12 protein-coding genes are annotated in these 12953 nt (G+C 64.6%); 3 read left to right on the top strand and 9 right to left on the bottom strand.

Features of this window, described 5'->3' with window-relative positions; all coding sequences use genetic code 11:
* Positions 1 to 24: 24 nt before the first annotated feature.
* From V2I08_RS00580 to V2I08_RS00550, 7 genes are all read right to left on the bottom strand, one after another.
* On the bottom strand, positions 25 to 339 hold the full coding sequence (locus tag V2I08_RS00580) for a YggT family protein (protein WP_349633413.1): 315 nt from the start codon (positions 337 to 339) through the stop codon (positions 25 to 27).
* A gap of 97 nt (positions 340 to 436) precedes the next feature.
* Positions 437 to 1354, bottom strand: coding sequence for an acetylglutamate kinase (gene argB, locus V2I08_RS00575; RefSeq protein WP_349633412.1), 918 nt, complete (start codon positions 1352 to 1354; stop codon positions 437 to 439).
* 220 nt (positions 1355 to 1574) lie between these two features.
* Positions 1575 to 2249, bottom strand: a complete 675-nt coding sequence (locus V2I08_RS00570) for a queuosine precursor transporter (protein WP_349633411.1) — start codon at positions 2247 to 2249, stop codon at positions 1575 to 1577.
* A gap of 46 nt (positions 2250 to 2295) precedes the next feature.
* Positions 2296 to 3810, bottom strand: coding sequence for a Ppx/GppA family phosphatase (locus V2I08_RS00565; RefSeq protein WP_349633574.1), 1515 nt, complete (start codon positions 3808 to 3810; stop codon positions 2296 to 2298).
* A 5-nt stretch (positions 3811 to 3815) separates the two neighbouring features.
* Positions 3816 to 5954, bottom strand: a complete 2139-nt coding sequence (locus V2I08_RS00560) for an RNA degradosome polyphosphate kinase (RefSeq protein ID WP_349633410.1) — start codon at positions 5952 to 5954, stop codon at positions 3816 to 3818.
* A gap of 3 nt (positions 5955 to 5957) precedes the next feature.
* Positions 5958 to 6596, bottom strand: a complete 639-nt coding sequence (locus tag V2I08_RS00555) for a chromosomal replication initiator DnaA (RefSeq protein ID WP_349633409.1) — start codon at positions 6594 to 6596, stop codon at positions 5958 to 5960.
* Positions 6593 to 7891 carry a heavy-metal-associated domain-containing protein gene (locus V2I08_RS00550; protein WP_349633408.1) on the bottom strand — a complete coding sequence of 433 codons (1299 nt, stop codon included), beginning with the start codon at positions 7889 to 7891 and terminating at the stop codon, positions 6593 to 6595. Before V2I08_RS00550 ends, V2I08_RS00555 begins: the two co-directional genes overlap by 4 nt.
* Before the next feature lie 131 nt (positions 7892 to 8022).
* Here V2I08_RS00550 and purM point away from each other — a divergent pair, with 131 nt between their 5' ends.
* From purM to V2I08_RS00535, 3 genes are all read left to right on the top strand, one after another.
* Positions 8023 to 9117: a phosphoribosylformylglycinamidine cyclo-ligase gene (purM, locus tag V2I08_RS00545; RefSeq protein WP_349633407.1), complete on the top strand. Its 1095-nt coding sequence runs from the start codon at positions 8023 to 8025 to the stop codon at positions 9115 to 9117.
* A 101-nt stretch (positions 9118 to 9218) separates the two neighbouring features.
* Complete coding sequence (gene purN, locus V2I08_RS00540; protein WP_349633406.1) at positions 9219 to 10169, top strand: phosphoribosylglycinamide formyltransferase; 951 nt, start codon at positions 9219 to 9221, stop codon at positions 10167 to 10169.
* A 389-nt stretch (positions 10170 to 10558) separates the two neighbouring features.
* Positions 10559 to 11068, top strand: a complete 510-nt coding sequence (locus V2I08_RS00535; RefSeq protein WP_349633405.1) for a hypothetical protein — start codon at positions 10559 to 10561, stop codon at positions 11066 to 11068.
* 109 nt (positions 11069 to 11177) lie between these two features.
* On the opposite strand, the gene fixJ is transcribed toward V2I08_RS00535, so the two are convergent.
* Together fixJ and V2I08_RS00525 are read right to left on the bottom strand one after the other, a co-directional pair.
* A complete protein-coding gene (fixJ, locus tag V2I08_RS00530; RefSeq protein WP_349633404.1) occupies positions 11178 to 11801 on the bottom strand; it encodes a response regulator FixJ in 624 nt (207 codons plus the stop codon).
* Positions 11798 to 12949, bottom strand: a complete 1152-nt coding sequence (locus tag V2I08_RS00525) for a PAS domain S-box protein (RefSeq protein WP_349633403.1) — start codon at positions 12947 to 12949, stop codon at positions 11798 to 11800. Before V2I08_RS00525 ends, fixJ begins: the two co-directional genes overlap by 4 nt.
* Positions 12950 to 12953: the final 4 nt, after the last annotated feature.

Raw genomic sequence — 12953 nt, 5'->3', positions numbered from 1 at the left:
CGCCCGCGCGTGACCAGACCGCGATCAGGCAACCGCGCGCATCAGCGCCCCGAACAAATTGGTGCGCACCGGCCCTTGAAGAATGATGACGACAAGCAGCACCACCATCGGCGACAGATCGAGCGCGCCGAGATCGGGCAGCACTTTACGCACCGGGCGGTAGAGCGGCTCGGTCATGCGATCGAGCGCATAGAGGCCGTTGCGGACATATTCGTTGGAGGTGTTGATGACGTTGAAGGCGATCAGCCAGCTCAGCACCGCCTGGACGATGATGATCCACCACACCGCTTCCAGCACGATATAGACGATGCCGTTGAGGGCGTTCAGAAGTTCGTACAAGCTATCGTTCTCCGCTGGTCACCCGCCACGGGGACGGGTTCTTCGATCTATGCTTTAGCGCAGGCGGCAGGCCGTCCACAAGCGGCAGCACGCGCGCTTAGCGCCGGATCAGCGTGCCCGCGCCGCGCCGGGTGAAGATTTCGAGCAGCATCGCATGGGGCACCCGGCCGTCGAGGATGACGGCGGCGTCCACCCCGCCCTCGACCGCGCGGACGCAGGTTTCGAGCTTGGGAATCATGCCCCCGCTGATCGTGCCGTCCTGTTGCAACACCTCGATCGCCTGCGGGTCGAGGTCGGTCAGGAGGTTCTTGTCCTTGTCCAGCACGCCCGCGACATCGGTCAGCAGGAAGAAGCGCGATGCGCCGAGTTCGGCGGCGATCGCGCCCGCCATCGTGTCGGCATTGACATTGTAGGTATGGCCGTCCGCGCCGATGCCGACGGGGGCGACCACGGGGATGATGCCGTCCTGCGTCAGCGTGTCGAGGATGCGGCGGTCGACCTTTACCGGGTCACCGACGAAGCCCAGGTCGACATTGCGCTCGATCCCCGAATTGGGGTCGGCCTCCCGCTTGCCCAGCACTTTTTCGCAGAGGATGAGGTTGCCGTCCTTGCCGGAGATGCCGACGGCGCGGCCGCCAGCGCCAGCGATCCAGCCAACGATTTCCTTGTTGATGGAGCCGGCCAGCACCATTTCGGCGATCTTGGCGGTTTCGGCATCCGTGACGCGCAGGCCGCCGACGAACTCCGATTCGACGCCGAGCTTCTTGAGCATCGCGCCGATCTGTGGCCCGCCGCCATGGACGACGACCACATTAATGCCGACCGCCTTCATCAGCACCACATCCTCGGCGAAGTCGCGCGCCGCTTCAGGATCGCCCATGGCGTGGCCGCCATATTTGACGACGAAGGTCTTGCCCGCATAGCGCTGCATATAGGGCAGCGCTTCGACCAGGGTTTCGGCCTTGGCGAGGAGCGCGGGATCGGGGGCGTGATTGCTGTTCATGCGCGGGCGCATAAGCCCTAAGCGGGGGTATCGCAAGGCCGGGACCGTACAGCGACCCGGACAGTGGTCGCGCATTTTTCGATTTTGATTAGTTAGCTAACTAATCGCAAGTCCACTCCCAAGAGTTTGATGCGTTGACGTTCTTTCTTCGTCCTTGCGAGCGCAGCGAAGCAATCCATTGTGGTGCCGGTGGATTGCTTCGCGGCGCTCGCAATGACGATTCGGCTGCAAGTCAGGCGCGGTCGAGCCGCCGTCCGAGGCCGACCAGCAGATAGATGACCGGCGGGACGAGCAGCGCGGACAGCACAACCTTGGCCAGCATCTGCCCCAGCAGCAGTTCGCCGATCGGGAAGATGCCGTAAAAGGCGATCGATACGAACAGCAACGTATCGACAATCTGCGAGAGGATGCTGGCGACCGCCGCGCGCAGCCAGAGCATCCGGCTGCCCTCCCGTCCCTTGAGCGCCGCGAACAAGGTAACGTTGAGCGTCTGCGAAAGGCCATAGGCGATGATGCCGCCGAGCCAGATGCGCGGCGTGCCGCCCATCATCATGGCAAAGGCGTCGGCGCGCGCCGGGTCCATGTCATTGGCCGCAGGCACGGACAGGACGATGATGGACAGCAGGATTGAGGCGATCAGCGGCAGGAAACCGATCTGCACCAGCCGGTTGGCGACGGCGCGGCCATGGAGTTCGGCCACCGCGCTGGAAATCGTCACCAGCAGCAGGAAGGCGAAAATGCCCGCCTCCACCGCCAGCGGTCCCAAGCCAACCATAGGTCCAAGCGCGGAAATCGGTCCCAGCGTTACCTGTTTATTGCCGAGCACGCCCGCAATGCAGACCATGCCGCCATAAAAAATCGCGAAGGAAAAGAGCGAGCGGCTGATCGGCGCGGGAGAGGTGGTCATCGTCGGCACTTAGCCATATTTGCGAGGTGGGGGAAGATGGCGCGGATCAGGTGGTCAGTTGATATTTGAGGCCCATCGCCTGCGCCAGGTTACGCAAGCGCCGCTCCACCGCCTCGCCAAACAGTTCCGCGTCCTCCTGTTGCAGCGACAGGGTGAGCAGATCGCCCGCCCGCCCCAGCCGCGACAGGGTGAGCGGCCCTTCGACACCGCCCGACAGGCGTTGGGCGAGCCGGATTGCGAGGCCCCAGAGCGCGGCATGCCGCAGGGCTTCGGGGGAGGCGAGCTGCTCGACGCCCACCGGCACGGACAGGCCGCCACCGAAATTGCTGTGCAGCGCCTGCGCCAGCATCGCGCGTTCGGCGGCGGTGATGCCGACCCAATTGCTGTGCAGCGCGATCTCCACCCCCCGCTCGGCGCGGAAGTCGGGATTGGCGCGCCAGCCAACATCGGCCAGCAGACAGGCGGCGCGGCGGATGCGGCGCAGATCGGCGCTGTCGTCCAGAAAGAGTGGCGCGATCCAGCGTTCGATGCGGTCGCCATGGCCCCGGAAGCGCGACTGCGCCTCCCCTTCCGCCTCGGCCGCGACCAGCAGGGGATCATCCTGTCGAATATCGGCGGGCAAATCCTCGTAGAGCAGCCCTTCGCGCAGGCCATAGGCCGAGACGATCAGGCGGCTCGACCGCAATTGCCGCACCACGACCGACAGCAAGGCAGCGGCGTTGGGCAGGGTCGGGATGCGCGACCCGCTCATCGCCGGGATGCTCTTGAGCCGGGCGCGACCGACATGCGAGACGATGCGCGTCAATTGTTCGGCGCGCGCGGCGGTCATTTCATATTGATGGACGACCGGCAGCGGAAAATTGGTCAATTGCATGTCGAACCGCGCCAGCGCGCGCCACGATCCGCCGACCAGATAGAAGGGCAGGTCGGGTTCCGGCTGCCAGCCCGCCTTCTCCATCATCGCCTTGACCCGCCGTTCGAGTGCGCCCGGCCCCTTCGCGCGGATTTCCGGCAAGCGCAGCACACCCAGGGGCAGCGAGATCGTCTGTTCGACCGCGCCATTGCGAATCCGCGCCAGTTCGAGGCTACCGCCGCCCAGATCGCCGACGATGCCGTCCGCGCCAGGAATGCCCGACAACACGCCCATGGCCGCACCGATCGCTTCCTGCGCCCCGGTCAATATCTCGACGGTCAGGCCCATGGCGGCGGCACGGGCGATAAATTCATCGCCATTGGTCGCGTCGCGCACCGCCGCCGTGGCGACGCAGCGAATATGGGCGACCTTCATATCCTGGCACAGATGGGCGAAACGGCCGATCGCGCGCAGGCCGCGCTCCATCGGTTGTTCCTCGATCCGGCCGGTCCGGGCGAGCGACGCGCCCAGTCCCGCCATCACCTTTTCATTGAAGAGGATGAAGGGTAGCCGCCGTGGCCCGTCATAGACGACGAGGCGCACGCTGTTGGAACCGATGTCGATGATCGCCGTGCGCGCGTTCGCGGGCTGGGGCGAGGTCGCCATGGTCTGGGCAGCGGCACGGACCCGGCTGAGCATCGAGTTCATGCGCGTCAAACCCGCCCGCGCAGGCGCAGGGTCGGCACCGCTTCATTGTCGAGCGCCGCGCCACGGCCCGACAGCGACGGGTTGGTCATGAAATAGCGGTGCAGGTTGAACGGCTTTTCGCCCGCATCGACGCGGGTATAATGGCCATCGCTATCCAGTTCCCAGCTTTGTTCGGTGTCGATGAGGTTAGCGACCATCACCTGGTCGAGAATCTGGTCATGGACGGTGGGATTTTCGATCGGTGCCATAAATTCGACGCGCCGGTCGAAGTTGCGCGGCATCCAGTCGGCCGAGCTGATATAGACTTTCGCGCCATTATTGGGCAGCGCATTGCCGTTGCCAAACACGGCGATACGGCTATGTTCCAGGAAGCGGCCGACGACCGATTTCACCCGGATATTGTCGGACATGCCGGGAACGCCGGGCCGCAGGCAGCATATGCCGCGCACGATCAGGTCGATCTGCACGCCCGCATTGCTGGCGGCGTAGAGTTTTTCGATCAACACGGGATCGACCAGCGAGTTCATTTTGGCCCAGATGGTGCCGGGCCGTCCGGCGCGGCTATGCTCAATCTCGTCATCGACCAGCGCGCAGAGGCGATCGCGCAGGTCGCGCGGCGACATCACCAGCTTTTCCAGCCGCTTGGGTTCGACATAGCCGGTGATGTAATTGAACAAGGCGGCGGCATCGCGGCTATAGGCCGGATCAGCCGTGAAGAAGCTCAAATCGGTATAGATGCGCGCGGTAATCGGGTGATAATTGCCGGTGCCGAAATGGCAGTAGCTGCGAAACTGTTCGCCCTCGCGCCGGATCACCATCGAAATCTTGGCGTGGGTCTTCCAGTCGATGAAGCCATAGACGACCTGCACCCCCGCGCGTTCGAGCGCATCGGCCCACAGGATATTCTGTTCCTCGTCGAAACGGGCCTTGAGTTCGACCACGGCGGTTACGGACTTGCCCGCCTCCGCCGCGTCGATCAGCGCGCGGATGATCGCCGATTGCTTGCCCGCGCGATAGAGCGTCTGCTTGATCGCCACCACATCGGGGTCGACCGCCGCCTGTTTCAGGAAAGAAACGACGACGTCGAACGCCTCATAGGGATGGTGGACGACAATGTCCTTGGCGCGGATCGCGGCGAAGCAATCGCCGCCATATTCGCGGATGCGTTCGGGAAAGCGTGGCGCATAGGGTTCGAATTTGAGGTCGGGCCGGTCCTCGTCAACGATGCCGGACAGGTCGCCGATGCCGACAAACCCCTCGACCTCGGCAATCATCGCCTCATGCCCCTGGATCATGTCCTGGAGCATTTCCTCGACCGGCTCAGGAATACGCTCTTCTATCTCCATGCGGATCACGCGGCCGCGGCGGCGGCGCTTGATCGCGCTGCGGAAGTGGCGGACCAGATCTTCGGCCTCTTCCTCGATTTCAATGTCGCTGTCGCGGATGATGCGGAACACGCCGCTGTTGCGCACCTGATAGCCGGGGAAAAGGTCGCCCGAAAAGCGGCGCACCACCGCCTCCAGCGCGATATAGCGGGCGGTCGGGCCAGGCACGCGCACAAAGCGGGCGAGCGTGGCGGGGATCATCACCAGTTCGCGGATCGGTTGCTTGTCCGACAGGCGCAGCAGGTCGAACACGATCGACAGGCCCTGATTGGGGATGAAGGGAAAGGGATGCGCCGGATCAAGCGCCTGAGGCGTCAGGATCGGGAAGATTTGGGTGAGGAAATGATCGCGCAGCCAGGCTTCGCTCAGCGCGTCCATCGGGCTGGTCGGGCCGACCACCTCGATCCCCACCTGCGCCAGTTCGCCATGCAATATGCCCCAGACCTTTTGCTGCGCCATCATCAGCCGCGTCGTTTCAGCGGCGATCGCGGCGAGCTGCTGCCCGGCGGTCAGCCCGTCGACCGAGCGCAGGTCGACATCCTGCAACTGCTGCCCCTTCAGCCCCGCAACGCGGACGGAGAAAAATTCATCCAGGTTCGCGCCGGAGATGGACAGGAAACGTAGCCGTTCCAGCAAGGGATGGGCGCGGTTCATCGCTTCCTCCAGCACCCGCTGGTTGAAGGCGAGCCAGGAGAGTTCGCGGTTAAAATAGCGGTCGCCATGCAGCGACAGGCTGGGTGTAGGATCGGCTTCGGCCACGGATTACTCGCGGTTGGCGGTGGAAGGATCGGGCGGCACTATAGGCAGAAAACCGGCATCTTGCAGAGCCTGTTTCGCCAGTGCGGTGGAAATCTTACGACCAGATGACAGCGCCGCCGCGTCGAGCAGGCGGGTGACGGCGTCGATCGCCCCATAGCTACGCTCAATCCGGCGCAATAGCCAGTCGGGCAGGTCCGCCGCATAGCCCGCCCCGGCGCGATCGAAGGCGCGGGCGATCAGGGCGCGGGCGAGCGGCTCGTCGGGTTCGGCCATGGCGACATGGGGCACCGCCGCGAGGCGGGAGCGCAGGTCGGGCAAGGCGACGGTCCAGGTGGAAGGCGAGGCCAACCCCACCAGCAGCAGCGGTCGCCGGTCGGTCTGCGCCGCGTTCCAGGCGTGGAACAGGCGATGTTCGTCCTGCCCCTGCGCATCGTCGATGATGGTGCCGCCGCTCATCCGCGCGAAAAGGCGGGCGAGCGTCGAGCGCCCCGATCGCGGCGGGCCGGTCAGCACGCTGACCGATAGCGGCCAGTCGCGCCAGCGTTCCAGATGGGTGACGGCCTGGGCATTGGCCTCGCTGACCAGGAAGTCCCCGTCGCGCGCATCGCCATGCCAGTCAAAGGGCAGGCTGATCTGGCTCATTGCGCGGTGGGAGCAGGTCCGCCCGACCCGGCCGGTGCCTGACGCCGGACGATCCGCAAGGTCGTGCCGGAGGCAGCGACGGTGTAGCCGCGCGCCTGAAGCCCGGTGCGCAGCATGTCCATCGTGCCTTCGAACCGGACCTGCATGACCGAGGTGCCGCCCAAAGCGAGGCTGCTGGTCGTAGCCGACCGGACGCCCGGCACCGCACGCACCGATGCCTCGCCCTGTGTCACCGACCCGACATCGGGCGTGTCGAACTGGATCGTGAAGCTCGCGCCACTGGGCGCGACCGGGGGCAATTCGCTCGTCTCGACGATCGTTTCGCTGACAGTCTCCAGTTCCAGCGTGGCCGGATCGACCGGCTCCTCAATGATGAGCGAGGGGTCGGGCCGCAGGCGGCCATCATTGAGCGCGCGGATATAGAGTTCGTCGATCCGCCGCGCGCCTTCGTCCAGCATCTTGGCCAGGCCGCTGTCGTTCGAAGCGCGCAGCGTGACACTGCCGATCAGGCTGTTGTCGGGGCCATAGCGGGCGGTGAAGGTGCCGGTGACCGGGCCACCGGGATAGGCGCGATCGAGCCGGGCGATCGGGATCACCACATCGGCCGCACCATATTGGTCAAGCAAAACGCGCCACCACAGGCGGCCGCGCCGTCCGGTCTGGCCGGCGTTCAGCAGGATCGGGTCGGCGATCGACCCGGCGACGCGGACATAGTCGATCGCGCTGTCCCCGGTGCGATAGCGCGCCCAGGCCTTTTGCCATTCATTGGTGCGTTCATAGGAGACGGCCGATCCGCCATCCCACAGCACAGGAATGACGAGCAGAGGCGGCGAGCGCATCACATTGCCTGAAACGCCCAGCAACTGGCCGGTCCGCGCGCGGTCGAACAAGATAGTCAGCGTCGCGACATAGCGGGTCGGCCCGACCTGTTCATAATCAATCTCGATGCCCGATACCATCGCCTCGATCTGCGAATCGGACAGGGACGGCGCGCCCGCGCCGCTGTGCGTGCGGCTCCACAGCATCCGCCAAGCCTGCCGCTGGGCCATGCGCCAGCCAGCATAGCGGGCGCTGTCGGCATCCTTGGCGACGACATCGACCTTGACCCCCGGCACCTCGAAATCGCCGCCGCTGGCGATCGGCGGGACGCCGCGCTCCCCCTCCATCTGCGCGAACAGCGCGGCGGCGGCCAGACCGAGCGCGATGGCGAACAGGATCTGCGCCGGGCGCGACAGCGCGCGCAGGGCTGCGCCGGGCGACAGGGACAGGCGGGAGAAGGTCTGGGCAAGGCTCACGCGCGCCCTTTTGGCGGGATTTGCCCTATATGCCAAGCGCCAACCTTCACCCCTGATGCCGTTCGGCCCGTTACAGGGGGCCAATGATGGAAGGTTCCGTTTTCGCATCGATTGCTCTAGGGGCGTCTGCCATGACCGATACCGAATCCTATAGCTACGCCAAGGCTGGCGTCGACATCGCCGCCGGCAATGCGCTGGTGCGCGCCATCGCCCCCCTGGCCAAGGCCACCCGCCGCCCCGGCGCGGACGCCGACCTTGGCGGCTTTGGCGGCTTTTTCGACCTCAAGGCGGCGGGCTTTACCGATCCGCTGCTGGTCGCGGCCAATGACGGCGTGGGCACGAAGCTGAAATTGGCGATCGACCATGACCGCCATGATGGCGTGGGCATCGACCTGGTTGCCATGTGCGCCAACGACCTGATCGTGCAGGGAGCCGAGCCGCTATTCTTCCTCGATTATTATGCCACCGGCAAGCTGGAGAGCGGCGTGGCCGAGCGCGTCATCGCCGGGATCGCCGAGGGCTGCCGGATCGCGGGCTGCGCGCTGATCGGCGGCGAAACCGCCGAAATGCCGGGCATGTATGCGCCGGGCGACTATGATCTGGCGGGCTTTTGCGTCGGCGCGGTCGAACGGACCAAGGTGCTGACCGGCAACCGGGTGAAGGCGGGCGACGTGCTGCTGGGCATCGCTTCGTCGGGCGTCCATTCCAACGGCTTCTCGCTGGTCCGTCGCCTCGCCGCCGACAAGGGCTGGAAGCTCGATCGTCCTGCGATCTTCGACAATGAAGTGCTGCTGATCGACGCGCTGATGGCGCCGACGCGCATCTATGTGAAGAGCCTGCTGCCGCTGGTGCGCGCAGGCATGGTCAATGCGCTGGCGCATATCACCGGCGGCGGTTTGCTGGAAAACATCCCCCGCGTGCTGCCCGACGGCTGTCACGCGATGGTCGATGCCGACACCTGGGAACAGCCGCGGCTGATGGCCTTCCTTCAGGCGCAGGGGCATATTGAGCCGGCGGAGATGGCGCGCACCTTCAATTGTGGCATCGGCATGGTGCTGGCCGTGGACGAAGCCCATGTCGCGGGCGTCACCACGTCGCTGGCCGCGGCGGGCGAAAGCGTCCACCGCATCGGCGTGGTGCAGGCGGGCGACAAGGGCTGCACCGTGCGCGGGTCGACCGAGACATGGAGCGCGAAGGCCGACTGGTCGGCGACGCATCTGGGGTGAGCCCCGTCCCCTCCTCCGTTCGGTTCGAGAATCCTGAGCTTGTCGAAGGGCGAGAACGGCGCGCATAGTTCTCGACAAGCTCGAACCGAACGGATGTTGTTATGCACAAAGCCAAAGTCGGCGTCCTGATTTCCGGTCGCGGGTCCAATATGGCGGCGCTGCTTTATGCCGCCAAGGCCGATGATTGCCCCTATGAGATCGTGCTGGTCGCCGCCAATGATCCGCAAGCACCGGGGCTGAAGCTGGCCGCCGCCGAAGGGATCGCGACCTTTGGCCAGAGCCACAAGGGCTTGAAGCGCGCCGCGTTCGACCAGATCATGGATGCGCAATTGCGTGCGGCGGGCGCGCACTATGTCGCGCTGGCGGGCTATATGCGGCTCTTGTCGGCCGAATTTGTTGCCGGATGGGAAGAGCGGATGCTCAACATCCATCCCAGCCTGCTGCCCAAATATAAGGGGCTGGACACACATCAACGCGCGATCGACGCGGGTGACAGCCATACCGGGTGTTCTGTGCATATCGTGACGGCGGCGCTGGACGATGGGCCGGTGCTGGGCCAGACGCCGGTGGCGATCCTGCCCGATGACAATGCCGATACGCTTGCGGCGCGCACGCTGATCGCGGAGCATCAGCTTTACAGCCGCACCCTCGCCGCCTTCGTCAGCCGCGAGCGCCACCCCGACTGGCTGTTGAACAAAGTGCGTGAAAGCGCGCTGGCCTTGCCGCAGGCGGACGAGATCCTCTCGCATGGCATGCCCTGCTTCGGCATCGTCAAGGGCAAGAAGTTCGCCTATTTCACGCGCGACCATCATGGCGACGGCATCATCGCGCTGCTGGTCAAGACCACCGCGCCGGAGGAACAGGCGAGCCTGATGGAGGCCGACCCGGCGCGCTATTATCGCCCCGCCTATTTCGGCAATGACTGGGTCGGCATTCGCCTGGACCTCGGCGATACGGACTGGGACCATATCGCGGAACGGCTGCGCGCGAGCTGGCGGCAGGTTGCGCCGAAGAAGCTGCTGGGGCTGATGGATATTGCGGAAGCATTTTAGGGGGGTTGCGTTTTTAGGGCGGGCGGGGCGCCGAGAGTTGGGGTTGCGTAGCAGCCACTTGGTCGCAGCGGCGTGGGCCAACGCACCGTCGCGCAAGCCCACCCCCTAACCCCCTCCCGCTGGCGGGAGGGGGAACAGGCCCTGCTTTTGGTCGCTACGGAACGGGATACTGCCAACATTGGGTGACTTCACCCGTCATGCCAGCGCAGGCTGGCATCTCAGGCGAAGGCGCGGAACTGTTGGGCTTGGTGCCTGGCGCACCTCTATCGCGCCATCTCCTGAGACCCCAACCTTCGCTGGGGTGACGGAAAAGGGTGGGTAAGCGACTGACGGGTTTTTAGATTTAGCCGCGCATTGCAGACTTTCGAGACCGATGCGATCAACGCCATATGATGGCTCTTGATGATTTTACCTTGCCTATAATCGGCCACCCGGCATGGGGAGCCAAACAAGGTTATGGCAGCTTTTTAACCTTCGAGTTTGGTGATCCCAAACTGACAGTTCAAGAATGGCGCTCGGAGCAGCAAGGATTACGACGGCAGGCCTACGTTCAGGGGCAGTGGCACATTTGGATTTATTGCTGCGAATGGCGTGTATCAGTTGATGGTCAGCCAATCGCGTGGAGCGCGGATAGCAGAGATGATATTTTCCGCGCCATGGTCAACCTCGATGGGCAGAAACTGACCAATATTTCGGTATTCCCTGCCGTTGGCCGATCCCGATTTGAATTTGATCTCGGTGGCGCTCTTGAAACGTGGGCAGTCGGCGATGATCCAACTACCGAACAATGGTTTATCTATGGGCCAGATGCCGTCTTCGCCTTTCGCGCAGATGGTCAATACAGCCTGCACCCAGCGGATACGCCGCCTGATATGAAACGCTGGGGGCTGCTCACTTGAACGTCTGCTATTAGGCTCTAATCTTTTCGCCACCTATGACCTGCATTGGTCGTTTCAGTCATCCTTCCCTTCCAGGCGAGGATTTTTAGGGCAGACGTCATCGACCGGCCTATTGCGCCGGTGCCCCCTCGACAGCATGGAAGGCGATGCGCAGCGCTTCGGCGAGGCTTCGGACTTCCAGTTTCTGCATCAAATTGGCGCGGTGGATTTCGACGGTGCGGGGGCTGATGCCGAGGTCATAGGCGATGGTCTTGTTGGGCAGGCCTTCGACCAGTCCGTCCAGCACTTCGCGTTCGCGGTCGGTCAGGATGTTGAGCCGGGCCTGCGCTTCCTGCGCGCGTGCGCCCAGGCCGCGTGTGGCGATGGACTGTTTGCGGGCCGATTCGATGCAGGCGAGCAGGGTCGCCTTTTCGAACGGCTTTTCGATGAAATCGCTCGCGCCTGCCTTCATCGCCGCGACGGCCATGTCGATGTCGCCATGGCCGGTCATGATGATGACCGGCAGCATGACGCCGCGCGCGCGCAATTCGCGCTGCACCTCCAGCCCGTCCATGTCGGGCATCCGCACATCGAGCAGGACGCAGCCCGGCTCCAGCGTGGCGGCGGCCTTCAGGAAGGGCAGCCCGCCCTCGAAGACCTGCACGCCAAAGCCGCTGGTCTTGAGCAGGAAGGAGAGCGAGCGGCGGATCGCTTCGTCATCATCCACGACATAGAGGGGATAGGGTTCGCTCATGACTCGTCGTCCGCCCGGTCCAAAGTGAAATGAAAGGCAGTCCCGCCCCATTGCGAGGGCGTGGCCCAGATGCGCCCGCCATGGCCTTCGACGATCGTCTGGCTGATCGACAGGCCAACCCCCATACCATTGGCCTTGGTCGTGGTGAAGGGGGTGAAGAGCGTGCGCGACATGGCGGGGTCCAGGCCAGGGCCGCTGTCGGCGATGACCACTTCGACCTTGCCATCGTCGGCGGGCGCGGCGCTGAGGCGCAGGATGCGGGCCGGGCTGTCGTGCATCGCGTCCACCGCATTGCGGACGAGGTTGATGATGACCTGCTGCAACTGCACGCGGTTGGCCAGCACCCGGTCGACCTGCCGGTCGACCTGCACGTCCATGTCGATGCCCCGGCTGTCGGTGCCGATGAAGGCCAGCGCTGCGCCCTCGGCCAGCAGGCCGCGCAGCGGTTCGGGCTGGCGCAGGGTTTCGCCGCGCTTGATAAATTCGCGCAGCGATCGGATGATCTCGCCCGCGCGCAGCGCCTGGCGCGCGCTTTCGTCCATCGCTTCGCCCAGCATGGCGCGGTCGAGGTCGCCAGGGGCAGCGAGCAGGTCGCGGCCGGCCTCCATATAATTGGCGATGGCGGTCAGGGGCTGGTTGAGTTCATGCGCCAATGCGGAGGCGAGTGTGCCCATCGCCGTAACGCGCCCGGCATGGGCGAGTTCGGCTTGCAAATCAGCGACGCGCCGTTCGGCCTGTTGCCGTTCGGTCAGGTCGCGGATGAAGCCAGTGAAGAGGCGCTGGCCCTGATCATTCACTTCCCCGACCGACAATTCGATGGGAAAGGTCGACCCGTCGCGCCGCCGCGCGGCGGTCAGGCGGCCGATGCCGATGATCCGCTTTTCGCCAGTGTCGATATAATGGCCGATATAGCCGTCATGCCGCTCCCGATCCGGGGACGGCATCAGCATCGAGATATTTTCGCCCAGAACGTCGGTTTCGGCATATTGGAACATGCGCTGCGCCGCCGCACTGAACGACACGATGCGCCCGCGCATGTCGATGACGATCAGCGCATCGGGAATGGTCGCCAGGATCGAGCCGAGCAAAGCCTGTTCCAGACTGTGCGCGTCGGTCAGCGCATCGCTTTCATCATCCGCTACAGCCATGCGC

The sequence above is a fragment of the Sphingobium sp. MK2 genome (assembly GCF_040170545.1).
Lineage (GTDB): Bacteria > Pseudomonadota > Alphaproteobacteria > Sphingomonadales > Sphingomonadaceae > Sphingobium.
Note: the sequence above shows the minus strand (reverse complement) of the source record. Positions and strands in the feature narration are given on the sequence as shown.